Origin of the sequence: Shinella zoogloeoides, assembly GCF_033705735.1 — a bacterium.
Taxonomy (GTDB): domain Bacteria; phylum Pseudomonadota; class Alphaproteobacteria; order Rhizobiales; family Rhizobiaceae; genus Shinella; species Shinella zoogloeoides_A.
The window spans coordinates 40,035-61,955 of record NZ_CP131130.1; the positions used below are offsets into that span (position 1 = coordinate 40,035).

Sequence of the window (21,921 nt, forward strand, 5' to 3'; positions counted from 1 at the left end):
CACCCTGACCCTCTCCCCGCAAGCGGGAGAGGGGACTTGCCCTACGCATCGTTGGAGAGTTGAGGAAAACGGTGCGGCATATCTCCTTCGCCCCGCTTGCGGGGAGAAGGTGGCCGGCAGGCTGGATGAGGGGCAAGGCATCCCCACTACCCTCCAGAAAGCGCCATCCCGACATCCCCCCTCATGACACAGGACAAGACGCTGCTTTTTTGGAACACTGGCGCGGCTGATTCGGGGACATGTGAAGGGGACGGCATGGAGCGGCTGGCGGGCAAGGTCATGCTCCTGTCTGGGACGAGACGGGCGCTGACGGCATTTCTTGCGGGGGTCGCCGGCGTGCTGGCGCTGCCGCCCTTCGGCTTCTTCGCGGCGCTCTTCGTGTCCTTCACCCTGCTAGTCTGGCTGCTCGACGGGGCGAGCGGCGCGCCGGAAGCCGGCTTCCTCCGGCGTCTTGCGCCCGCCTTCCGCATCGGCTGGTTCTTCGGCTTCGGCTATTTCGTCGGCGGGCTCTGGTGGCTGGGCAATGCGCTGCTGGTCGAGGCGGATGCCTTCGCCTGGGCGCTGCCGCTCGCCGTCTTCGGCCTGCCGGCCTTCCTCGCCATCTATTACGGCATCGCCGCCGCGCTCGCCCGGCTCCTCTGGTCGGACGGCATGGGCCGCATCGCCGCGCTCGCCTTCGCTTTCGGGGTGGGGGAATGGCTGCGCGGCACGCTCTTCACCGGCTTTCCCTGGAACGCCGTCGGCTACGGCATCATGCCCGTGCCGCTCCTCATGCAGTCGTCCGGCATCGTCGGCATCGCCGCGATGAACGTGCTCGCCGTTTTCGTCTTCGCCGCGCCCGCCCTTCTCGGCACGCGGCGGGGCAGGGGGATCGGCCTTTCGCTCGCCGCGCTGCTCTTCGCCGCCCATGTAGGCTACGGCTACTACGCGCTGAACCTCCTGCCGGCGCCGGACGACGACAGCACCGTCGTCCGCCTCGTCCAGCCGGTGATCGACCAGGCGATGAAGCTCGACGACACCGCAAGGGCCGAGATCTTCGAGCGGCATCTGGCGCTGAGCGCCGCAAAGCCCGAGGGCGGCGGCAAGCGGCCGGACATCATCGTCTGGCCGGAAACCTCCATCCCCTTCATCCTGACGGACAATCCCGATGCCCTCGTGCGCATCGCCGCCGTGCTCGACGACGACCAGGTGCTGATCGCCGGCGCGGTGCGCACCGAAAGTGCGGGCTCCGGCAAGGCGCCGCGCTACTACAATTCCATCTACGCCATCGACGGCAAGGGCCAGATCATCGGCGCGGCCGACAAGGTGCATCTCGTGCCCTTCGGCGAATACATGCCCTTCGCCGAGGTCTTCGAGAGCTTCGGCGTCAGCGCCGTCGCCATGCCGGGCGGCTTTTCCGCCGCGCGCGAGCACCAGCTCCTGACGGTCCGCGGCAAGGGGCTCTATCCGCTGGTCTGCTACGAGGCGATCTTCCCCTCCGAGATCAACGGCGCGGGGAAGACGGCCGCCGCGCTGCTGAACGTCACCAACGACGCCTGGTTCGGCAATACGCCCGGTCCCTACCAGCATTTCCTGCAGGCGCGACTGCGCGCGGTCGAGCGCGGCATGCCGCTGATTCGCGCCGCCAATAACGGCATTTCGGCCGTGGTGGATGCCAAGGGGCAGGTCGTTTCCGGCCTTGCCTACGATGTCCCCGGTTTTGTGGATGCAACCCTTCCGGGTAAATTCGCGCCGACGGAACGGGCAACACGGCAGAACCGGGCGTTTCTGATTGCCCTGTCCATTCTCCTCGGGACGGCGCTTATTTCTCGCATGGGTTTTAGAAATCGGATGAATTGACCCAAAACCCCTAAAATAGCATAGTGCACGCCGCCGGCCGTTCTCCTGTATTGTAGCGACCTTCAGAGTCTGCGCATACAACGTGACGTTAAGTTTTCGTTAAGGCTGCCGGTGGGTAGGGGCCATTCCGCGTTAGGACGAAAGTGATGATGGAAAACAAGAAGAAGCCGAATCCGATCGATATACATGTCGGCAGCCGGATCCGGCTTCGCAGGACCATGCTCGGCATGAGCCAGGAGAAGCTGGGCGAAAGCCTCGGCATCACCTTCCAGCAGATTCAGAAATACGAGAAGGGCACGAACCGCGTCGGCGCCAGCCGCCTGCAGAACATTTCGAGCATTCTCAACGTGCCGGTCTCCTTCTTCTTCGAGGATGCCCCGGGCGAGCAGGCGGATGCCCAGGCCGGCTTCGCCGAAGCCTCCAGCTCCAACTATGTCGTCGACTTCCTCTCCTCCTCCGAAGGCCTGCAGCTCAACCGCGCCTTCGTGAAGATCGGCGATCCCAAGGTGCGCCGCAAGCTGGTCGATCTGGTGAAGGCGCTGGCCGCCGAGGCCGAGGTCGAGTGACCTGTCCCTGCCGGAACGCATGAAGGAACGGCCCTGCGGGGCCGTTTTTCATGCCTGCCGGCCGCTTCTGCGCGGCGGATGCGGCAAATCATCCGGGAATTTGGGACATAAAGATATACTTATGTCCTTGTCTTTGCCGCGCGAACTGAATAACTACGGTCGTAGTCCATTTCTTTGAGGGGAATTCCCGCATGCGCAGCAGTTACCTCTTCACCAGCGAGTCCGTCGCCGAAGGCCATCCGGACAAGGTGTGCGACCGTATCTCCGACGAAATCGTCGATCTGGTCTACCGTGAAGCCGTGAAGTCGAAGATCGATCCCTGGTCGGTCCGCATCGCCTGCGAGACGCTTGCAACGACCAATCGCGTCGTCATCGCCGGTGAGGTCCGCCTGCCGCCGAGCCTTCTCAAGAAAGACAAGAACGGCGCCGACGTCATCAATCCGTCCAAGTTCAAGTCCGCCGCCCGCAAGGCGATCCGCGATATCGGCTACGAGCAGGACGGCTTCAACTGGAAGACCGTGAAGATCGACGTGCTGCTGCACTCGCAGTCCGCCGACATCGCCCAGGGCGTCGACAACGCCGCCGACAAGCAGGGCGACGAGGGCGCGGGCGACCAGGGCATCATGTTCGGCTATGCCTGCCGCGAAACCCCGGAACTGATGCCGGCCCCGATCTACTATTCGCACCGCATCCTCCAGCTTCTCGCCGCCGCCCGCAAGACGGGCGAGGGCGATGCCGGCAAGCTCGGCCCGGACGCCAAGAGCCAGGTGACCGTGCGCTATGTCGACGGCAAGCCGGCCGACGTCACCTCCATCGTGCTGTCCACGCAGCATCTCGATGCGAGCTGGGATTCCAAGAAGGTGCGCCAGGTCGTCGAGCCCTATATCCGCGAGGCGCTGGCCGACCTGAAGATCGCCGACGATTGCTCCTGGTACATCAACCCGACGGGCAAATTCGTCATCGGCGGCCCGGACGGTGACGCCGGCCTCACCGGCCGCAAGATCATCGTCGACACCTATGGCGGCGCGGCCCCGCATGGCGGCGGCGCCTTCTCCGGCAAGGACACGACCAAGGTCGACCGTTCGGCCGCCTATGCCGCGCGCTATCTCGCCAAGAACGTCGTTGCCGCCGGCCTTGCCGACCGCTGCACGATCCAGCTCTCCTACGCCATCGGTGTCGCCCAGCCGCTATCGATCTATGTCGACCTGCACGGCACCGGCAAGGTGAGCGAGGATGCGGTGGAAGCGGCGATCCGCAAGGTCATGGACCTGTCGCCGTCGGGTATCCGCCGCCATCTCGACCTCAACAAGCCGATCTATGCCAAAACCTCCGCCTATGGCCATTTCGGCCGCAAGGCCGGCCGTGACGGCTCGTTCTCCTGGGAGCGCCTCGACCTCGTCAAGGCCCTCAAGGACGCCATAAAGAACTGAGGCCGACATGACCGATGCAGAGCGCCGTAGCCGCGCGACCGAAGCCTTCTTCGGTCGCCGCAAGGGAAAGCCGCTGCGCGAGCGGCAGGCGCAGCATCTCGAGACGCTGCTACCGGTGCTGAAGGTCGACCTCTCGACCCCGGCTCCGGCGGATCTCGCAACGCTCTATGATTTCACGCCGGCCCGCACCCGCCTCGAGATCGGTTTCGGCGGCGGCGAGCACCTGATCCATCGCGCGGTGGAAAGCCCGGACACCGCCTTCATCGGCGTCGAGCCCTTCGTCAATTCCATGGCGAAGCTGGTCGGCAGCGTGGAGGAGAAGGGCGCGAGGAATATCCGCCTTTACGACGACGATGCGACGGAACTCCTGGACTGGCTGCCGGCGGCCTCGCTCGACCAAATCGACCTGCTCTATCCCGATCCCTGGCCCAAGCGGAAGCACTGGAAGAGGCGCTTCGTGTCGAAGGTCAATCTGGATCGCTTCGCCCGCGTTATGAAGCCGGGCGGCATCTTCTGCTTCGCGTCCGACATCGACACCTATGTCAACTGGACGCTGATGCATTGCGGGGCGCATCCCGCCTTCGTCTGGACCGCGGAAAACGCGGCCGATTGGCTGACGCCCTATGCCGGCTGGCCGGGCACGCGCTACGAGGCCAAGGCCAGGCGCGAGGGCCGCAAGTCGGCCTATCTCACCTTCCGCCGGCTCTGACGGAAAGCGTTTTTCAGGGCACTATCGTCAGTGCAGGCTGACCGTGCGCAGATCGTCCTCGGCGGCCTTGTAGAAGGTGCTGGAACGGTTGTCGGTGAGCAGGATCGGCGTGCCGTCCGCGCCGAACAGCGCCCACAGGTCGAGGCTCGGGTCGATTTCGGGCGCTTCCGGGAAGACGCGGGAGACTTCCTCGGCCTTCATCTTGCGGATGTAGCCGACTTCGCCGGCGCCCAGATGCGCAAGATCCGCCTTCGATACGGTGGTGGGGGTAACGGTTTTCAGGCCCATTTTTGCCTCCATGGCAATGCCGGACTTGCCGGCCACCGGACGCTGATGGCCACCATGGCCCATCGGTCGTTCGGCGATCAGGTTATGCGCGAAACGGTCCGGCGGGTGTTCCCGCAGGAACGGCTCACGTTCTAGTCTGGTACGGAAATGTTAATTTTCTTTACCATACGCACGGGCTCCGGCCGGACGAGGTCCACCGAGAGCAGGCCGTTCTTCAGTTCGGCGCCGGAAACATGCATGCCGTCGGCAAGCACGAAGGTACGCTGGAACTGGCGGGCGGCGATGCCGCGGTAAAGATAGTCCCTTTCGCCGGGGTCTGTCTGCCGGCCGCGGATGACGAGCTGGTTTTCCTCCGTCGTCACGTCCAGCTCCTCCTCGGAGAAGCCCGCCACGGCAAGCGTGATGCGCAGGCGCTCCGGGGCGCCCGTCTCGCCGTCCGGCCGAAGCCGCTCGATATTGTACGGCGGATAGCCATCGTTGCCCTTGGCGATGCGCTCGAGGGTCTTTTCCATGGCGTCGAAGCCCAGCAGCAGCGGGCTCGTGAAAGGGGTCATGCGTGTCATCGTCCAGTCCTTGGCTTCAAGCGACTTTGGCGAGGCCCGGCTGCGGCGCCCCGACGGCTGCAATATGGTGATTGCGCGATGCCGGCGCAAGACGCTTGCGAAAGGCGGCCCGGCAAATATAGTCGCCGCTTCCCCGCCGGTCCGGCGCAATCAGAAAACAGGAATGAAGCGGCATGTCCGAGCCAAGGAAAATCATCATCGACACCGATCCCGGCCAGGACGACGCCGCCGCCATCATGCTGGCGCTTGGCAGCCCGGAGCTGGAAATCCTCGGCATCACCACGGTCGCCGGCAACGTGCCGCTGTCGCGCACCTCCACCAATGCCCGCATCATCCTGGAATTCTGCTCCCGGCCGGACGTCAGGGTCTTCGCCGGCGCCGACAGGCCGATCGCCCGTCCGCTGGTGACGGCCGAGCACGTCCACGGCAAGACCGGCCTCGACGGCCCGGACCTGCACGAGCCGAAGATGCAGCTCGAAACGCAGCACGCCGTCGACTTCATCGTCGAGACGCTGAAGCGCGAGCCGGCCGGCACCGTAACGCTCTGCACGCTCGGCCCGCTGACCAACATCGCGCTCGCGCTGGAAAAGGCGCCGGAGATCGCCGGCCGCGTGCGCGAGCTGGTCATGATGGGCGGCGGCTTCTTCGAGGGGGGCAACATCACGCCGGCCGCCGAATTCAACGTCTATGTCGACCCGGAGGCGGCCGCCGCCGTCTTCAGGTCCGGCATCCCGATCATCATGATGCCGCTCGACGTCACCCACAAGGTACTGACGCTGAAGAGCCGCGTCGAGAAGCTGCGCGCGATCGGCAACCGCCCGGCGCTCGCCCTCGTCCAGATGCTGGAATTCTTCGAGCGCTTCGACATCGAGAAATACGGTTCCGACGGCGGCCCGCTGCACGATCCGACCGTCATCGCCTATCTGCTGAAGCCGGAGCTTTTCGGCGGGCGCGATTGCAATGTCGAGGTCGAGACGGTTTCGCCGCTCACCGTCGGCATGACCGTTGTCGATTGGTGGCAGGTGACCGACCGCAAGCACAATGCGCGCGTCATGAAGGATGTCGATGCGGACGGCTTCTTCGCGCTCCTCACCGAGCGCGTCGGACGCCTTTGATGCGCGGCCCCGCTCCGGGGACCGAGGCCCGCTTCCACAAGGAGATGGCGGGCCTCTACGACCGCTTCGCCGAACTCGGCTTCCGCCCCGTCCTGCTGCGCCGCTGCGTCACGCTCAATGGCGGCGTGGCGGCGGCGAAGGAGTTCGTCTTCACGCCCGGCGCGACCGGCCTTGAGCGCCTTATCGACGCCGGCAAGCCGGAACTTTCCATGGAAGCGCTGATGCTGCGTCCCGAATACCGGGGCCTCTTCACCGAGCTGGAGCTGAAGGAGGCCGCCCGCCGCCTCGCCAATGCCGCGCCCGGCCGCTCCCGCGGCCGCCTCCAGCCCCAGCCGACGGAACGCAAGTAACCGGCCCGCAGGCGCGGCGTCACGTTCATTCGCCTGTCATCGCGGCATGGTCAAAGAGGCCATGCTCGAAGACATCGCTCCAGATTCGTCCTTCCCCGCCGCGTCCGATGACCGGGCGCCCACCGTCCTCGTCGTGACGGATGCCTGGCGGCCGCAGCTCAACGGCGTGGTGCACACGCTGGAGGAGCTGGCCCGCTCGGCGGCGGAGGAGGGGGTCGATGTCGTCTTCCTGACGCCCGAGAAATTCACGACCATCCCGCTGCCGTCCTATCCGGAGATCCGGCTCGCCATCGCCTCGAGCCGCCAGGTGCTGGCCGAGATCGAGGCCGTCGCGCCGGATTACATCCATATCGCGACCGAGGGTCCGCTCGGCATGGCGGCGCGGCGCGCCTGCCTGCAGCGCCGGCTGCCCTTCACCACGGCCTATCACACGCGCTTTCCCGAATTCATCAGCGCGCGCCTGCCCATACCGGAAAGCTGGAGCTATTGGTGGCTGCGGCGCTTCCACAATTCCGGCGCGGGCATGATGGTGGCCACCAGGTCGCTGGGTGCGGAAATGGCGGCGCGCGGCTTCGTGCGCATCAAGCGCTGGTCGCGCGGGGTGGATACCAAGCTGTTCGACCCGGCAAGGCGCCGCGATCTCGGCCTGCCACGGCCGGTCTTCCTCAATGTCGGGCGCGTGGCGGTGGAAAAGAACCTGCCCGCCTTCCTCGGCCTCGATTTACCGGGCAGCAAGGTCGTCGTCGGCGACGGGCCGGACCTTGCGGCGCTGCGCCAGCGTTATCCCGACGTGCATTTCCTCGGCCGCAAGACCGGCGAGGAGCTTGCGGCCGTCTACGCCTCGGCCGACGTCTTCGTCTTCCCGAGCCGCACGGATACGTTCGGCAATGTCATGCTGGAGGCTTTGGCGAGCGGCGTTCCCGTTGCCGCCTTTCCAGTCACTGCCCCGCGCGATGTGCTGGGTGAGGCAGGTGCCTTGTCGGAAAACCTGCGGGAAGCAGCCCTTGCCGCGCTCGATATCCCGAAGGAGGTCGCGCTTGCCCGCGCGGCCACCTATAGCTGGCGCGCCTGCGCCCGCGAATTCCTCGGGAACCTCGCCCGCGTGCCGCGCGGTGCTTTCGCGGCACGCCGTTTGAGCCTGCGGTAGCATTTCCAGCAAAAGTGCGAAGTGGTTTTGCGTTCGGAAATGCGGAAATAGTCTAGTTTGCAGCCTTCAGCAGCGCCGCGACCAGCCCGGCCGTCGAGGAATCGTGCCCTGCAGCGCTCTCCTTGCCTTCCACGACCGGCAGCAGGCCCGTCGCCAGCTCCTTGCCGAGTTCCACGCCCCACTGATCGAAGGAATTGATGTTGAAGAGCGCGCCTTCCACGAAGACGCGGTGCTCGTAGAGCGCGATCAGCCGGCCGAGCGCGAAGGGCGTCAGGCTGTCATAGACCATGGTGATCGACGGGCGGTTACCCGAGAAGACGCGGTGCGGTGCGATCCGGTCTGCCTTCGCCTCGTCCATGCCCTTCGAGGTGAGCTGCGCCTTCGCCTCGGCGAGCGAGCGGCCCTTCATCAGCGCTTCCGACTGCGCAAGGCAATTGGCGATGAGCAGCTGGTGCTGGTGGCGCAGGTTCTCCTCATGGCCGTTGGCCGCGATCATGAATTCGGTCGGGATGATCGAGGTGCCCTGGTGGATGAGCTGGTAGAAGGCGTGCTGGCCGTTGGTGCCGGGCTCGCCCCAGACGACCGGGCCGGTCTTGCATTCGACGGGCGTCGAATCCACCGTCACCGACTTGCCGTTCGATTCCATGTCGAGCTGCTGCAGATAGGCCGGGAAGCGCGACAGGCGCTGATCATAGGGCAGGATGGCGCGCGAGGGATAGTTCAGCACGTTGCGATGGTAGAAGCCGATGAGGCCGAGCAGCATCGGGATGTTTTCGCGGATCGGCGCCTCGCGGAAGTGATTGTCGATGGCATGGCCGCCGGCGAGGAACTGCGCGAAGTCCTCCTTCCCGATGGCGATCATCAGCGGCAGGCCGATGGCCGACCAGATCGAATAGCGCCCGCCGACCCAGTCCCAGAAGCCGAAGACGCGCGCTTCGTCGATGCCGAAGGCCGCGACCTTGTCGAGCGCCGTGGAGACGGCGCAGAAATGATGGCCGACGGCGGAATCGCCCAGCTTGTCCGCGATGAACTTGCGCGCCGTTGCGGCATTGGTCATCGTCTCGATGGTGGTGAAGGTCTTGGAGGCGACGATGAAGAGCGTCGTCTCGGCCGTGAGCAGCTTCAGCGTGTCCGCGATATGCGCGCCGTCGATATTGGAGACGAAGTGCAGGCGCGGGCCGTCATGGTAGGGCGCGAGCGCCAGCGTCGCCATGACCGGGCCAAGATCCGAGCCGCCAATGCCGATATTGACGACGTCGGTGATCTTCCTGCCGGTCGCGCCCTTCAGCGCACCCGAGCGGATGGCCTCGGCGAAAGCACCCATGGCGTCGAGCACCGAATTGACATCCGGCATGACGTCCTTGCCCTCGACGAGGACGGGCGTGTTGGAGCGGTTGCGCAGCGCCGTGTGCAGCACCGCGCGCTCTTCCGTGATGTTGATGATCTCACCGGCGAACATGGCGTCGCGCTTCTTCTCGACGCCGGCATCCTTCGCCAGCGCCTCCAGCGCGTCGAGCACCGCGTCGTTCACCGCGCATTTGGAATAGTCGAAGAGAAAGTCGCCGAGCGTGGTGCTGTAGCGGGAGAACCGCTGCGGGTCGGCCGCGAAGGCGGCCCGGATGTCTGTGGCATTGGTATCGCGGACGATGGATTTCAGCTTTTCGACAAGCGCGTTCATCGGCGTCTTCCCTGGCTTTGGACGATGCCGCTAGCTAGTCGCTTTGATATGGTCAAATCAAGACCGGAAAGGCCGCTTGCCCGAAAAAATTAAATCGGTTTAACCGCGGCCGCCCGTCAGCCGCGCAGGTCCTTGCGCAGAATCTTGCCGACATTGGACTTGGGTAGCTCGGTGCGGAATTCGACGAATTTCGGCCGCTTGTAATTGGTGAGGTTCGCCGCGCAATGCGCCTTCACGTCGGCTTCCGTCAGCGCCGGGTCCTTCTTCACGACGAAGAGCTTCACCGCCTCGCCGGAATGCTCGTCTGGCACGCCAATGGCCGCGCATTCGAGGATGCCGGGATGCGACATCGCCACTTCCTCCACCTCGTTGGGAAAGACGTTGAAGCCGGAGACGAGGATCATGTCCTTCTTGCGGTCGACGATCTTGGTATAGCCCTCCCCCGTCATGAAGCCGATGTCGCCGGAGCGGAAGAAGCCGTCGGGCGTCATCACCTTGGCCGTCTCGTCAGGGCGCTGCCAGTAGCCGGCCATGACCTGCGGGCCGCGGATGCAGATCTCGCCGACCTCGCCGAGCGCCAGCGTGCGGCCGTCGTCGTCGCGGATCTCGATCTCGGTGGAGGGCAGCGGCAGGCCGATCGTGCCGGTGAATTCCGGCCGGTCGAAGCGGTTGGCGGTCGCCACCGGCGAGGTTTCGGAAAGGCCGTAGCCCTCGGTGATCGCGCAGCCCGTCATTTTTTGCCAGCGTTCTGCGACCGGCCGCTGTACCGCCATGCCACCGCCAAGCGTCAGGACGAGTTCGGAGAAATCGAGTTTGGAGAAATCCGGATTGTTCATCAGCGCGTTGAACAGCGTGTTGAGGCCCGGGAAGATGTGGGTTCGGTATTTCGCCAGTTCCTTGACGAAAGCGGGGATGTCGCGCGGATTGGCGATCAGCACGTTATGGCCGCCGAGCGCGATACCCATCAGCCCGTTCACCGTCAGCGCGAAGATATGGTAGAGCGGCAGCGCGCAGATGAAGGTGAGCTGCTCCGGCCGCTTCTTGATCGTGAAGGTCGGCTCGATCCACAGCTTGATCTGCTCCATGTTGGAGAGCAGGTTCGCATGGGTGAGGATGGCGCCCTTGGAAACGCCCGTCGTGCCGCCGGTATATTGCAGGAAGGCCATGTCGCCCGGCGCGATCGCGACCGGCTTCACCGCGCCGCGCGCGCCCTCCGTCATGACCTGCCTGAACGGCACATGCCCCGGCAGCGACCATTCCGGCACGAGCTTCTTCACCTTGCGCACGACGAGATTGACGATGAGGCCCTTGAGGCCGAGCATGTCGCCCATCGTCGCGACCACAACGTGGCGCACGTCCGTGCGCGCGACGACCTGCGCCACGGTGCTCGCGAAATTCTCCAGCACGAACAGCGCCTTGGCGCCGGCATCCTTGAGCTGGTGCTCGAGCTCGCGCGGCGTATAGAGCGGGTTGACGTTCACCACCACGAGCCCGGCGCGCAGGATGCCGAAGATGATCACCGGATTCTGCAGGATGTTCGGCATCATCACGGCGACGCGGTCGCCCTTTTCAAGCCCCCGCGCCTGCAGCCAGGCGGCGACCGTCCGGGAGGCGGCATCGAAGTCGCGGAAGGTCAGCGTCCTGCCCATGCTGGTGAAGGCCGGGCGGTCGGCAAAGCGCGCGCAGCAGTTTTCCACCAGCGCGCCGATGGAATCGTGGGTGAGTGGGGCGATCTCTTCCGCCATGCCGTCCGGATAGGAGGAGAGCCAGAAACGGCCGGACGGCGCGGTGGACGGGTGCATCTGTGAGACCGACATATGTGCTCCTCCTCGTTGGGCGCGGGCATCGTCCGTCCCGCCGCAGCGAAAGGTCCTCCAACCGTCCGATGCCGACAAGATGATGCTTTTGGCGGGCGCCATCAAGGTATACTGCTATCTTACATTGACGTAAACGTCAACGATCTGCATCGTCGCCTTCGACTACCCCTTCGGGCCGCCGCCTGCGGCGTCTCCGCGCGCCGCCGCCGAAAAAACCACGTATATGTTTAACATTCTTCCGCTACACCTTATCTTGGTGGTCCGGCGCGGACGCCGGAGCCATGGAGTGGACGAGTTTGTTGCATTCGGAACATCGCAGAAGTGAGCCCCGGTTTCTCGGCGCGGCGCGCCAGGGCGGCGCTGCGCTCATCTCCCCGATCTCGGCGGCGCGGTGGCTTCTCGTCCTCATCGTCTTCGCCGGCATCTATTTCTTCCACGGCTTCGTCGTGCCGGTGCTGGCCGCGCTGGTCATCGCCTTTGCGAGCTGGCCGCTCTATTCGCGCCTTCTGGCGCAGGTGAAGGGCAACCGCACGCTCGCCGCTTCCATCGCCATCCTCCTCATCCTCGCCTTCATCGTCGGGCCGATCGTGATCGCCTCGACCTATGCGCTGCACGAGATCCGCGACTGGATCGGCTGGGCCGTCGAGACGAACCGCACCGGCGCGCCGACGCCGGAATGGATCGGCGCGCTGCCCGTGGTCGGCGGCTGGCTCGATATGCAATGGGCGCGCTTCCTCGATCATCCCGGCGCGATCGGCGAGCTGACGCAGATCGTCAGCGGCGCCAATATCGGCAATATCTACCGCGTGGCGCTCGCGGCCGGCGGCAAGGCGTTCAACCTGCTGCTCGCCATGCTCTTCATGCTGATCGCGCTGTTCTTCATCTACCGCGACGGCCAGGCCTTCGCCGGCCAGGTCGACCGGCTCGGCGAGCGCATCCTGCCGATGCGCTGGGAGCGCATCTCGCGCATCGTGCCCGCGACGATCAGCTCGACCGTCACCGGCATGACGCTGATCGCCATCGGCGAGGGCATCGTTCTCGGCGTCGCCTACTGGATCGCCGGCGTGCCCTCGGCCGTCACGCTCGGCGTGCTCACTGGCGTCATGGCGCTGTTCCCGGGCGGCGCGCCGCTATCCTTCACGCTGGTCTCGGTCTATCTCGTTTCCAGCGGCTCGCCCGTGGCGGGCCTCGCGCTCTTCGCCTGGGGCTCGGTGGAGCTCTTCATCGTCGACAAGACGCTGCGCCCGCGCCTCGTCGGCGGCCCGATCAAGCTGCCGTTCCTGCCCACCTTCTTCGGCCTCATCGGCGGGGTGAAGACCATGGGCTTCCTCGGCCTCTTCATCGGCCCGGTCCTGATGGCCCTGCTGGTCGCCATCTGGCGCGAATGGATCCGCGAGGTCGAAGCGACCGAGCCCGCCTCGACGATCCTGCTCGACCCCCACGCCGAGCCGCCCCCCTTGCCCGACAAGGAACGCAACGTCGGCTGAAGCCCGGCCGCTTAGCCGTCTCCCTCGCCGCAGAACCGGGCGAAATCCGCAAGATAGGCACGCATCGTCTCGACGGCATCCGCGGCGCGCAGCCGCTCGCCGATATCGTCCGGTGAAAGCGCCATCAGGGAAAAGCGCAGGAAAATATCCGCGCTGAACCGCCCGCTGACCGTCGCAAGCACGGTGCGCAACTGCCCGAGCATGTCGTCGCCGCGATGGGAGGCATGGCGGCAAGGGAGGCACGGCGAGTCAGGCGAGGAAGGCGGCATCACGGGGCTTTAGGGTTTTGGCATTTTATCCGCCCGGACAAGCATGCCTCGCCTATGGCGGACGATGTATATGACAGGAGCGTGATATATGTTTGATGCTCCGGCAGCCTGTAATGGGCCTTCACGATCATCCTTTGCGTCTTGCGCCCCAGAAATGGCCACCAGGGCTCCAGCTTCCCCTTCAAGAATATTTCCTGGACGAGACATTTTTTCAATTCGGCCGCCTGTTCGTTTGCGTCCAGCATCCTTGCGACCAAGCCCTTGCAAAAAACTTCGGTCTGAAGCTGAGGGAATGGGTATTCTTCCTCAGCGGATGCGGACGAGGTCGTGTAGCCGAGTAACAGGCATAGTGCGAAAACTGCGTCGCGCATGAGGCCTCTCCAGGGATTCTGGTTGAAACATATGACGAACCTGGCCAATCTGCAATTGCAGGGCCATGCGCTCAACCGACCGGCTTCGTCGAATACCCATCCCTCGATAACTGTGAGATCATATGGATTTCGCCTTGGCAATGCTTTGTTTTCTAACCGCTTTTGCACTCGTGATCATAGGCATCGTTGTGCTTGTCTTTCTCGGCCTTCGCCGAATCTGGCGACGGACGAGATCCGATCAGCTCGTTCTGCGCGGCCTCATCGTCGTGTTGGGCGTGGGGGTCGTTGTGGCGCCCTACATGGCATTCAAGTTTGAAGAACGACGCTGGATTCTGGCACACGTTCCCCAGCCTCTCGACGTTGCAGAGATCGAATTCAGGGTGGAGGAACTCTACGGCATGGGTTTCATGCCCGGCGACAACGAAACTGGCTTTGTCGTTTATCGATTGACCGACGCCAGCGCATTATGGGCGCGGGACCAAGGGCGCCGCCTGGGTGAAGCGCTCGAAGGCACCGAAGGCACATGGCTCGTGACGCCGGTCGATGACAGGAGCACTGAGCAAGCCGTCAGCCAGTGGCATCCCTACGACAACCCGCCGGTTCGGGGAGCTGAACGCATTGCCCGCGATCCTCCAAGCGTATCGGAGTTCCTGAGCAAGTATGGCTTTGAAATCTCCATCGATGCACGGTTCGAGCGCGAAGCCAACGAAGCGATACAGTCCGGAGGATCGCTTTACCATTATGGACCGGGTGGCAGCGTTACGATCGTCGATCCGAACAAGGGAAAGGTGTATTTCTTCTACGCTGGGTGAATGCGCTGGCTTCCGATGGATTGCCATTCCCTCATTCGTTCGTGCGGTTCCAGTAATCGTGATCCAGATCCGTCCAGACATAGAAGCCGTTCCACAGGCCGAGCCACACGCGCAACGGGGCCAAGGCGCCTGAAAGCATGATTTCGATGCCGGTGCCTTGTCGTTCCTCAGGGAAAAAGGCCAGGGTGGCCGCACCCATGAGTGCACTCCCCGCCCACAGTCCGTAGATCAGCCAGAGTGTGGGCCAGACATAGGCGACGACCGCCAGGCAAATGAGCAGGATCGCGCGGTAGATACTGAGCTTCGACAAGAACGCCTCCAGACCGCTTTCAAGCATGTCGCCATCGGCACTATCTTGGCAACAGGGAGCATCTGCGACGAGACCAAGCAGCCCTGCCATCCACCTCGCGCAGACTGATGGGTAACCGCAGAGGACCGCTGGGTTTTGACTTTACCTAGATGCTTGAAGAAAATGGTGCCGCTTAGGTGACTCGAACACCTGACCCCATCATTACGAATGATGTGCTCTACCGACTGAGCTAAAGCGGCCCTTCAGCGGTCCCGAAGCGTGTCGGGACCGGAATGGGTGCGCTGATAACCGCATTGGACGGAGATTTCAAGCGGGGAGTTTCAACTTCCGCATTTTTCCCGCGCGGCGCAGCGAAATGACGGGGTCAGGCCGCAATGCGGGCCCTGGCGGCGGCGTATTCGCGGGCAAGGCGGGCGACGAGCGCTTCGACCGGCTCGATGGCCTTGACGGCGCCGATGCCCTGGCCGCAGCCCCAGATGTCCTTCCAGGCCTTGGCGCCGGTCGTGGCCTTGTCGAAATCCATCTTCGAAGGGTCGGCTTCCGGCAGGTGGTCGGGGTCCATGCCGGCGGCCGCGATGGAGGGCTTCAGGTAGTTGCCGTGGATGCCCGTGAAATAGTTGGAATAGACGATGTCGGCGGCATTGCTGTCGACGATCGTCTGCTTGTAGGCGTCGCTCGCCCGCGCCTCGGTGGTGGCGATGAAGGGCGAACCGATATAGGCCATGTCCGCGCCCATCGCCTCGGCAGCCAGGATCGCTCCGCCCGTCGCGATCGCACCGGAAAGCAGGAGCGGGCCGTCGAACCATTCGCGGATTTCCTGGACGAGGGCGAAGGGGGAAAGCGTGCCGGCATGGCCGCCCGCGCCGGCAGCCACCGCGATCAGCCCGTCCGCACCCTTGCGGATCGCCGAATTGGCATGACGGTTGTTGATGACGTCGTGCAGCACGATGCCGCCATAGGAATGGATTGCCGCATTCACCTCCGGCACGGCGCCGAGCGAGGAGATCACGACCGGCACCTTGTATTTCACGCACATCGTCAGGTCGTGTTCCAGCCGCCTGTTGGAACGGTGGACGATCTGGTTGACGGCGAAGGGGGCGGCGGGGCGGTCGGGGTGCTTCGCATCGTGCGCGGCAAGGCCCTCGGTGATCTCCGCCAGCCATTCGTCGAGCTGCGATTCCGGGCGGGCGTTCAGCGCCGGGAAGGCGCCGATGACACCCGCCTTGCATTGTGCAAGGGTCAGCGCGGGATGCGAGACGATGAAGAGCGGCGCGCCGACGACGGGCAGGCGCAGCTTGTCCTTGAGGATCGCGGGCAGGGCCATGGCGGAAGTCCTGACATTTTGACGTTTACGAAAACGTCAAAACCATACCAGCGGGAATTGTCTCTGAAAAGGGGTGTCGGTGCATCACGGCGTGCTCATCGTGACGGAACGGCAAGACGCGTTTTCCTGCGAGTGGCGCTGCACGTGGCCCGCTCTGGGTATCGGAGAGCACTGCCATCGGGATGGGGGCGTCGGGCGCCGCGCTGCAGATGGTGGCGACGAAAGCGAGGGGCGGCGTTATGCTTCAGACATTGGGCGAGCACGGCTGTCGGGGCGTCGGCCCGCCGGATGCAGGCGGAGGTGGTGCGAGCGAGGGGCGATGCCTTGCTTCGAGCATCGGACGAAGATGACCGTCAGGGAGGCTTGGTGGCCGCGCACGACAGCGGCGCAGGCGAGGAAGAGGTGCGGCATTCCGGGGAATTAGGCGAGCTTGGCTGGCGAGATGGCGCGGCATCGGCGCAAGTGGCAACGGCGTGGGCGAGAGGCGTTAACGCGCCCCAAGTGTCGAACGAGCATGGCTGGCGGGGCTCTGGGCCACCGGGCGCACATCGCAGAGGCGGTCGAGTGGAGTTGCTACATTCCGGGCGTTGGTCGAAACTTAGCTATTGATATGGCGAGGCATCAGGCGTGGGCGGCAACGGTTCAGGCAGGCGGAGGTCGCGCACGCCATGTATCGGGCGAGCATGGTCATTGGGTTGCTTGGCCATCGGGCGCATGCCGCAGAGGTGCAGGCGATTGGACGTTCTACATCTCGGGCCGCTGGTGAGGCCATTGGGCAGCGGCCATCCGGGTGTACTTGGCAACGGGCAGCGAGCAGGAAGTGCCGCGCTCGGGTAGCGGCGATGCATGGCAAGCGGGACATCCGGCCATCGGATGCGGGCAGCGGTGCCACCAAGGCCGGATCGACATGATTCGCCCCGGCTTATCCCCGCAGAAGAACGGGCAGTTTCGGCGGCAAGGCTTGCGAAAATTTCCGTCAAACGTTACGCAAAAACTAACAAAAGCCGGAAAGTAGGGCTCTTTCCACAGATGGATCGTACCGCGCCGTCGCGCGGCTCCCGCAGAAGGGTCGGATGTGAGCGGACTGGAAACGGCAATCAGGAACGCGCTGGCGCGCTCGGAGCGCGGCAATGCCGAGGTGCGCGCGCGCATCTACCAGTCGGCGCGCAACGCGCTCGAGGCGGGCCTGCGCAAGCAGGAGGTCAACGACCCTGGCACCGTCGCCGCGCAGCGCCACCGGCTGGAAGCCACTATTCACCAGATCGAGGCCGAGGAGCGCGCTGAGATCGCCTCCGCCGCCGCGCGCAATGTTCGCGTCGAGCCGGCGGTCGATGCGCGGCTGGAGCCGGTGCTGCGCGCCGAGCGCGACGTGCGGCCCGAGCCGAAGCTCGACGCCGAGCCGCGCCTGGAGGCGGAAAAGCCCGCTGCCGGCGCCGCCGATATCGGCGCCATCCGCCCCGACCGCCAGGACGGCTTTGCTGCCGGCGGCGCGGCGACGACGCCCGCCAAGACGGCAAAGGCCCCGGATTTCCGCCCCGAGCGGGTGACCAAGGCCTGCAAGCGGCGCGGACGCCTGTTTTCCTTCCTGCTCGTCCTCGCCACGCTGATCGCCGCCCTCGGCGCGCTCGCCTGGTGGGTCCAGACGAGCGGGCTTCTCGACGACCTGCGCAGCGGCGCGGACGGCTCCCGGCCGCCGGCCCGCGTCTCGGGCGAGGATTTCTCGGGCGAGGATCCGCTCAAGAAGGCGCTCGACACGCAGAACCACTTCTCCTCCGACTGGCGCAAGGTCTTCACCCCAGCCGATACGGCAAAGATCTCCACCGGCCCCGCGGGCCGCTTCGAATCGGTCAGCACCAGCGAAGGGCCGGCCGTGCGCGTCACCTCCACCAATCCGGACCGCGACGGCGCGGTGCGCATCGAGGTCTCTCCGGAGGTGCTCGGCGAAATGAGCGGCAAGGCCTCCACGGTCGCGCTCACCGTGCAGGCGGCCGGCGACAAGCCGGTGCAGGTCGCCGTCGAATGCGATTTCGCCAGCATGGGCAATTGCGGCCGCCACCGCTTCACCGTCTCGGAGCGCACCGATATCCTGTTCCAGGTGGAGTTTGACCGCTCGCTCTCGCCGAGCGAGCCGGGTCATATCCTGCTGAACAGCGACATTTCCGGCGGCAGTGCCGGCGTCAACCTCTTCGGCGTGCGCATCCAGCCGGGCGAATAGGGCAGTTCCGGCGCGGGCGCCGGGCTACTTGAGGAAGCCCGGGCCGGAGCCGACGATCCTGTCGTCGATCTCGCCGATCGCCTGCTTGTCCTTGCTGTCATAGTCGAGCGATTTCAGGATGTGGCGGATGAGGTTGATGCGCGCGCGGCGCTTGTCGTTGGCGCGGATCACGGTCCAGGGCGCGTTGTCCGTGTGCGTTTCCTTCAGCATACGGTCGCGCTTTTCCGAATAGTCGCCCCATTTGTTGAGCGCGGCGATGTCCATCGGCGACAGCTTCCAGATCTTCAGCGGGTCGTGCCGGCGGTCGTGGAAGCGCTTGAGCTGCATCTCGCGGCCGATATCCAGCCAGAACTTGAAGAGATGGATGCCCTCCGAGACGATCATCTTCTCGAAGCGCGGCGTCTCCTTGAGGAATTTCTCGTACTGCTCGGGCGTGCAGAAGCCCATGACCGGCTCGACGCCCGCCCGGTTGTACCAGGAGCGGTCGAAGAGCACGAATTCGCCGGTCGTCGGGAAGGTCGCGACATAGCGCTGATAGTACCACTGGCCCTGCTCGGTGCCGGTCGGCTTGGTCAGCGCCACGACGCGCGCCGAGCGCGGGTTCATGTAGGAGGTGGTGGCGTGGATGACGCCGCCCTTGCCGGCCGCGTCCCGCCCCTCGAAGACAGCCATGATGCGCTTGCCGGTCTTCTGCTGCCAGAACTGCACCTTGACCAGCTCGATCTGCAGGAGCTTCAGCAGCCGCTCGTATTCCTTGTTGTCGAGCTTCTTGTCATAGGGATAGTCGCCCGAGCCGAAGGCCTTGTCGTCGATCCAGCCGGGCAGGACGGGATCGTCGATATCGAACACGCGCTTCTTGTCGTGGATGTCGAGTTCCACGGCCCGGCTTTCGGCCTTTTCCGCCATCGTCTGCTCCTTGAATGTCGGTTCGCGGCAGGTGGCCGCTTCGGCGAAGGTGGCCACAACCGCATTGCGAATTCAAGCCGGCCGTGAAAAACATGTCATGAAGCCGCGCTATCCATGGAGAATCATGGAGGCGTGGAGGCTACGATGCTTGCAAGGGAATGGGTGGTCGTGACGGATCAGCGCACGGGCCTCGGATGGCTGGCGACGCAACTGTGGGGCGAACGCGTTCTCATTGCCTCCGCCGTCTTCGTCGGCTTCATGATGTGGCTTGCAGGCCTGCATCTCGGCTGGGTGTCCTTCGCGGTGCTGCTCCTCGTCATCGCCGGATTGCTGCGGATGGAACGCCGCGCCGTCGAGGCAGGCCGTCGCACGATGGCGGTGGCGCCGGCAGCGCCCGTCGTGGAGGCCGCCCCGCCGGCGGAAGATCTCACTCCCATCTCGGCCGTTCTCGGCGCGCTCGACGCGCCGGCGCTTCTCCTTTCCGCCCGCGAGACCGTGAAGCTGCAGAACCGCGCCGCCGAGGCGATCTTCGGGCAGATCCCGCAGGGCAGCGACCTTGCCGGCCGCATCCGCGCACCCGGCATCCTCGATATGGTGCGCGATGCCATCGGCTCCGGCCAGCCGCGGGAAACCGAGCATGCCGAGCGTCTTCCCTCCGAAACGGTCTATGTCGTGCGCGTCGCCCCGCTTGCCGGCCCCACCACCGAGCCGCTCTGGCTGCTGACCTTCCGCGACGTCTCGCAGGCTCGCCGTATCGACCGCATGCGCTCCGACTTCATCGCCAATGCCAGCCACGAGCTGCGCACGCCGCTCGCTTCGCTGCGCGGCTTCATCGAGACGCTGCAGGGCCCGGCGAGGAACGACCTCAAGGCGCATGAGCGCTTCCTTACCATCATGCACGAGCAGGCGACGCGCATGAGCCGCCTCGTCGACGACCTGCTCTCGCTTTCCCGCCTGGAACTGCGCTCGAACCTCGCGCCCGACCAGACGGTGGACCTCGTGCCGCTGCTCGGCCATGTCCGCGACAGCCTGCAGCCGCTCGCGAGCGACCTCGGCGTCGAGATCGCTCTCGACCTGCCGGCGCATCCCGTGACCGTTGCCGGCGACCGCGACGAACTGGTCGAGGTCTTCGAGAACCTTCTCGAAAATGCCTGCAAATACGGCCAGGAAGGCAAGCGGGTGGACGTGGCGCTGTCGGGCGGGGAGGGCGCGCCCGCCGAGCTTTCCGTCACCGACTACGGCCCCGGCATCCCGCCCGAGCATGTGCCGCGCATCACCGAGCGTTTCTACCGGGTCAATGTGGAGGCGAGCCGTTCCAAGAAGGGCACCGGCCTCGGGCTTGCCATCGTCAAGCACATCCTCACGCGCCACAAGGCGCGCCTCGTGGTGAAGTCCGAGGTGGGCAAGGGAACGGTCTTTACCGTCAAATTCTGACACAAAGGACGGCGCGTTCGTCTTTTTGTCGGAAATATTATAGTATTTTCAGATATTTAGCTTGTCACAAATGTTTCGTCAAAGTGACATAAAAGGGATGGCGATCGGGGTTTAGAGAAGGGCCGCCGGTCAACGGCAGAGAGCGCGAACCGCGCGCTTCCAACACACGTCCTCTTCGGGAGAACCCAGATGAAATCTCTTAAGCTCACTGTCGCGGCGCTCGTTGCCTCCGCAGCCTTCGCCGGCGTTGCCGTTGCGCGCGACCAGATTCAGATCGCCGGCTCGTCCACCGTTCTTCCTTACGCCAAGATCGTCGCCGAATCGTTCGGCGAAACCTATCCGGACTTCAAGACGCCGATCGTCGAATCCGGCGGCACCGGCGGCGGCCTCAAGGAATTCTGCAAGGGCGTCGGCCCGGACACCATCGACATCGCCAATGCGTCGCGCCCGATGAAGGGCAGCGAAGTCGAGGCCTGCAAGGCTGCCGGCGTCACCGAGATCCAGGAAGTCAAGATCGGCTATGACGGCATCGTCTTCGCCACCGACAGCGGCAATGCCGACCTGAAGCTCGAGCCGAAGGACGTCTACCTTGCGCTCGCCGCCGAAGTCGTCGTCGACGGCAAGCTCGTCGCCAACCCCTACAAGAAGTGGTCGGAAGTCAACAAGGATCTGCCGGACGTCGAGATCGCCGCTTACATCCCGGGCGAAAAGCACGGCACGCGTGAAGTCTTCGACGAGAAGATGCTGGCTGCCGGCTGCGAAGCCACCGGCGCTGCCGAAGTGATCAAGGCCGCCGTTGCCGACAAGGACGAGCAGCATGCCAAGTGCATCGCCGTTCGCAAGGACGGTCTGGCTGTCGACATCGACGGCGACTACACCGAAACGCTCGCCCGCATCGCCGCCAACAAGTCCGGCATCGGCGTCTTCGGCCTGTCCTTCTACGAAAACAACGCCGACAAGCTGAAGGTCGCGACCGTCAGCGGCATCGTTCCCTCGACCGAGACGATCGCTTCCGGCGAATACCCGGTTTCCCGCCCGCTGTTCTTCTACGTCAAGAAGGCGCATCTCGGCGTCATCCCGGGCCTGAAGGAATATGTCGAGTTCTTCACGAACGACGACATGATCGGCCCGGACTCCCCGCTGGCTGAATACGGTCTCGTCCCGGCTCCCGATGCCGAGCGCGACACCGTTCGCAAGGCCTTCGCCGACGGCAAGATCATGTAATGACTTTAGCGGGCGCGGTCTCAAGACCGCGCCCGCCGCTCTCTTCCGGGCGGCGACGCCCAGTCAT

The 21,921-nt window shown here is 64.8% G+C and carries 21 protein-coding genes and 1 tRNA gene; 12 read left to right on the forward strand and 10 right to left on the reverse strand.

The features are described from left to right. Positions 1-255 precede the first annotated feature (255 nt). The 4 genes from lnt (at position 256) to trmB (ending at position 4,544) form a co-directional block, all read left to right on the forward strand. Positions 256-1,839, forward strand: a complete 1,584-nt coding sequence (gene lnt, locus ShzoTeo12_RS00195) for an apolipoprotein N-acyltransferase (RefSeq protein ID WP_318910734.1) — start codon at positions 256-258, stop codon at positions 1,837-1,839. 146 nt (positions 1,840-1,985) lie between these two features. After that, positions 1,986-2,405: a helix-turn-helix domain-containing protein gene (locus ShzoTeo12_RS00200; RefSeq protein ID WP_119257436.1), complete on the forward strand. Its 420-nt coding sequence runs from the start codon at positions 1,986-1,988 to the stop codon at positions 2,403-2,405. A 191-nt stretch (positions 2,406-2,596) separates the two neighbouring features. Next, positions 2,597-3,835 (forward strand): methionine adenosyltransferase, encoded by a 1,239-nt coding sequence (gene metK, locus ShzoTeo12_RS00205; RefSeq protein ID WP_318910737.1) that lies wholly within the window; start codon positions 2,597-2,599, stop codon positions 3,833-3,835. 7 nt (positions 3,836-3,842) lie between these two features. Beyond that, positions 3,843-4,544, forward strand: a complete 702-nt coding sequence (gene trmB / locus ShzoTeo12_RS00210) for a tRNA (guanosine(46)-N7)-methyltransferase TrmB (RefSeq protein ID WP_318910738.1) — start codon at positions 3,843-3,845, stop codon at positions 4,542-4,544. A gap of 27 nt (positions 4,545-4,571) precedes the next feature. Here trmB and ShzoTeo12_RS00215 read toward each other — a convergent pair whose 3' ends face one another. Both ShzoTeo12_RS00215 and ShzoTeo12_RS00220 read right to left on the reverse strand, forming a co-directional pair. Continuing rightward, on the reverse strand, positions 4,572-4,832 hold the full coding sequence (locus ShzoTeo12_RS00215) for a DUF1150 family protein (RefSeq protein ID WP_119257505.1): 261 nt from the start codon (positions 4,830-4,832) through the stop codon (positions 4,572-4,574). Positions 4,833-4,963: 131 nt separating this feature from the next. Beyond that, complete coding sequence (locus ShzoTeo12_RS00220) at positions 4,964-5,395, reverse strand: Hsp20 family protein (RefSeq protein ID WP_119257439.1); 432 nt, start codon at positions 5,393-5,395, stop codon at positions 4,964-4,966. A 173-nt stretch (positions 5,396-5,568) separates the two neighbouring features. Here ShzoTeo12_RS00220 and ShzoTeo12_RS00225 point away from each other — a divergent pair, with 173 nt between their 5' ends. The 3 genes from ShzoTeo12_RS00225 (at position 5,569) to ShzoTeo12_RS00235 (ending at position 8,007) form a co-directional block, all read left to right on the forward strand. After that, entirely contained in the window at positions 5,569-6,510 is a 942-nt protein-coding gene (locus tag ShzoTeo12_RS00225; protein ID WP_318910740.1) for a nucleoside hydrolase, read from the forward strand. Beyond that, positions 6,510-6,860: a hypothetical protein gene (locus ShzoTeo12_RS00230; protein WP_318910741.1), complete on the forward strand. Its 351-nt coding sequence runs from the start codon at positions 6,510-6,512 to the stop codon at positions 6,858-6,860. The genes ShzoTeo12_RS00225 and ShzoTeo12_RS00230 overlap by 1 nt, the downstream gene beginning before the upstream one ends. 61 nt (positions 6,861-6,921) lie before the next feature. Next, on the forward strand, positions 6,922-8,007 hold the full coding sequence (locus ShzoTeo12_RS00235; RefSeq protein WP_318910743.1) for a glycosyltransferase family 1 protein: 1,086 nt from the start codon (positions 6,922-6,924) through the stop codon (positions 8,005-8,007). A 52-nt stretch (positions 8,008-8,059) separates the two neighbouring features. Here the strand turns inward: ShzoTeo12_RS00235 and pgi are convergent, their stop codons facing one another. Together pgi and ShzoTeo12_RS00245 are read right to left on the reverse strand one after the other, a co-directional pair. Next, positions 8,060-9,685: a glucose-6-phosphate isomerase gene (pgi, locus tag ShzoTeo12_RS00240; protein ID WP_318910744.1), complete on the reverse strand. Its 1,626-nt coding sequence runs from the start codon at positions 9,683-9,685 to the stop codon at positions 8,060-8,062. 116 nt (positions 9,686-9,801) lie between these two features. Beyond that, a complete protein-coding gene (locus ShzoTeo12_RS00245) occupies positions 9,802-11,502 on the reverse strand; it encodes a long-chain fatty acid--CoA ligase (protein ID WP_318910745.1) in 1,701 nt (566 codons plus the stop codon). Between the two features lie 368 nt (positions 11,503-11,870). Here ShzoTeo12_RS00245 and ShzoTeo12_RS00250 point away from each other — a divergent pair, with 368 nt between their 5' ends. Next, positions 11,871-12,989 (forward strand): AI-2E family transporter, encoded by a 1,119-nt coding sequence (locus tag ShzoTeo12_RS00250; RefSeq protein ID WP_413251160.1) that lies wholly within the window; start codon positions 11,871-11,873, stop codon positions 12,987-12,989. A gap of 11 nt (positions 12,990-13,000) precedes the next feature. Here the strand turns inward: ShzoTeo12_RS00250 and ShzoTeo12_RS00255 are convergent, their stop codons facing one another. After that, on the reverse strand, positions 13,001-13,192 hold the full coding sequence (locus ShzoTeo12_RS00255) for a hypothetical protein (RefSeq protein WP_318910746.1): 192 nt from the start codon (positions 13,190-13,192) through the stop codon (positions 13,001-13,003). A 65-nt stretch (positions 13,193-13,257) separates the two neighbouring features. After that, positions 13,258-13,629, reverse strand: coding sequence for a hypothetical protein (locus ShzoTeo12_RS00260; RefSeq protein WP_318910747.1), 372 nt, complete (start codon positions 13,627-13,629; stop codon positions 13,258-13,260). Positions 13,630-13,751: 122 nt separating this feature from the next. On the opposite strand from ShzoTeo12_RS00260, the gene ShzoTeo12_RS00265 reads away from it, so the two are divergent. Further along, positions 13,752-14,441 carry a hypothetical protein gene (locus ShzoTeo12_RS00265; RefSeq protein WP_318910749.1) on the forward strand — a complete coding sequence of 230 codons (690 nt, stop codon included), beginning with the start codon at positions 13,752-13,754 and terminating at the stop codon, positions 14,439-14,441. Between the two features lie 31 nt (positions 14,442-14,472). On the opposite strand, the gene ShzoTeo12_RS00270 is transcribed toward ShzoTeo12_RS00265, so the two are convergent. From ShzoTeo12_RS00270 to ShzoTeo12_RS00280, 3 genes are all read right to left on the reverse strand, one after another. Further along, positions 14,473-14,778 (reverse strand): hypothetical protein, encoded by a 306-nt coding sequence (locus tag ShzoTeo12_RS00270; protein ID WP_318910750.1) that lies wholly within the window; start codon positions 14,776-14,778, stop codon positions 14,473-14,475. A 136-nt stretch (positions 14,779-14,914) separates the two neighbouring features. Further along, positions 14,915-14,990 (reverse strand) — tRNA-Thr (locus ShzoTeo12_RS00275). Positions 14,991-15,115: 125 nt separating this feature from the next. Beyond that, positions 15,116-16,075 carry a nitronate monooxygenase family protein gene (locus ShzoTeo12_RS00280; RefSeq protein ID WP_318910751.1) on the reverse strand — a complete coding sequence of 320 codons (960 nt, stop codon included), beginning with the start codon at positions 16,073-16,075 and terminating at the stop codon, positions 15,116-15,118. Between the two features lie 1,075 nt (positions 16,076-17,150). Here ShzoTeo12_RS00280 and ShzoTeo12_RS00285 point away from each other — a divergent pair. Further along, positions 17,151-18,290 carry a biotin transporter BioY gene (locus tag ShzoTeo12_RS00285; protein ID WP_318910752.1) on the forward strand — a complete coding sequence of 380 codons (1,140 nt, stop codon included), beginning with the start codon at positions 17,151-17,153 and terminating at the stop codon, positions 18,288-18,290. A gap of 24 nt (positions 18,291-18,314) precedes the next feature. On the opposite strand, the gene ppk2 is transcribed toward ShzoTeo12_RS00285, so the two are convergent. Further along, positions 18,315-19,196, reverse strand: coding sequence for a polyphosphate kinase 2 (gene ppk2, locus ShzoTeo12_RS00290; RefSeq protein WP_318910753.1), 882 nt, complete (start codon positions 19,194-19,196; stop codon positions 18,315-18,317). Between the two features lie 144 nt (positions 19,197-19,340). Between ppk2 and phoR the strand changes: the two genes are divergently transcribed. After that, complete coding sequence (phoR, locus tag ShzoTeo12_RS00295) at positions 19,341-20,630, forward strand: phosphate regulon sensor histidine kinase PhoR (RefSeq protein ID WP_318910754.1); 1,290 nt, start codon at positions 19,341-19,343, stop codon at positions 20,628-20,630. Positions 20,631-20,819: 189 nt separating this feature from the next. Then, positions 20,820-21,854, forward strand: coding sequence for a substrate-binding domain-containing protein (locus ShzoTeo12_RS00300; RefSeq protein ID WP_318910755.1), 1,035 nt, complete (start codon positions 20,820-20,822; stop codon positions 21,852-21,854). Positions 21,855-21,921: the final 67 nt, after the last annotated feature.

Excerpts from the sequence above, each read along its gene's own strand:
- phoR (WP_318910754.1), top strand. The coding sequence starts at position 19,341 with ATGCTTGCAAGGGAATGGGTGGTCGTGACGGATCAGCGCACGGGCCTC.
- ShzoTeo12_RS00255 (WP_318910746.1), bottom strand. The coding sequence starts at position 13,192 with ATGCTCGGGCAGTTGCGCACCGTGCTTGCGACGGTCAGCGGGCGGTTC.
- ShzoTeo12_RS00265 (WP_318910749.1), top strand. The coding sequence starts at position 13,752 with ATGGATTTCGCCTTGGCAATGCTTTGTTTTCTAACCGCTTTTGCACTC.
- ShzoTeo12_RS00225 (WP_318910740.1), top strand. The coding sequence starts at position 5,569 with ATGTCCGAGCCAAGGAAAATCATCATCGACACCGATCCCGGCCAGGAC.
- ShzoTeo12_RS00280 (WP_318910751.1), bottom strand. The coding sequence starts at position 16,075 with ATGGCCCTGCCCGCGATCCTCAAGGACAAGCTGCGCCTGCCCGTCGTC.
- lnt (WP_318910734.1), top strand. The coding sequence starts at position 256 with ATGGAGCGGCTGGCGGGCAAGGTCATGCTCCTGTCTGGGACGAGACGG.
- ShzoTeo12_RS00215 (WP_119257505.1), bottom strand. The coding sequence starts at position 4,832 with ATGGGCCTGAAAACCGTTACCCCCACCACCGTATCGAAGGCGGATCTT.
- ShzoTeo12_RS00270 (WP_318910750.1), bottom strand. The coding sequence starts at position 14,778 with ATGCTTGAAAGCGGTCTGGAGGCGTTCTTGTCGAAGCTCAGTATCTAC.
- ShzoTeo12_RS00230 (WP_318910741.1), top strand. The coding sequence starts at position 6,510 with ATGCGCGGCCCCGCTCCGGGGACCGAGGCCCGCTTCCACAAGGAGATG.
- ppk2 (WP_318910753.1), bottom strand. The coding sequence starts at position 19,196 with ATGGCGGAAAAGGCCGAAAGCCGGGCCGTGGAACTCGACATCCACGAC.
- ShzoTeo12_RS00220 (WP_119257439.1), bottom strand. The coding sequence starts at position 5,395 with ATGACACGCATGACCCCTTTCACGAGCCCGCTGCTGCTGGGCTTCGAC.
- trmB (WP_318910738.1), top strand. The coding sequence starts at position 3,843 with ATGACCGATGCAGAGCGCCGTAGCCGCGCGACCGAAGCCTTCTTCGGT.
- ShzoTeo12_RS00245 (WP_318910745.1), bottom strand. The coding sequence starts at position 11,502 with ATGTCGGTCTCACAGATGCACCCGTCCACCGCGCCGTCCGGCCGTTTC.
- metK (WP_318910737.1), top strand. The coding sequence starts at position 2,597 with ATGCGCAGCAGTTACCTCTTCACCAGCGAGTCCGTCGCCGAAGGCCAT.
- ShzoTeo12_RS00200 (WP_119257436.1), top strand. The coding sequence starts at position 1,986 with ATGATGGAAAACAAGAAGAAGCCGAATCCGATCGATATACATGTCGGC.
- ShzoTeo12_RS00300 (WP_318910755.1), top strand. The coding sequence starts at position 20,820 with ATGAAATCTCTTAAGCTCACTGTCGCGGCGCTCGTTGCCTCCGCAGCC.
- ShzoTeo12_RS00260 (WP_318910747.1), bottom strand. The coding sequence starts at position 13,629 with ATGCGCGACGCAGTTTTCGCACTATGCCTGTTACTCGGCTACACGACC.
- pgi (WP_318910744.1), bottom strand. The coding sequence starts at position 9,685 with ATGAACGCGCTTGTCGAAAAGCTGAAATCCATCGTCCGCGATACCAAT.
- ShzoTeo12_RS00235 (WP_318910743.1), top strand. The coding sequence starts at position 6,922 with ATGCTCGAAGACATCGCTCCAGATTCGTCCTTCCCCGCCGCGTCCGAT.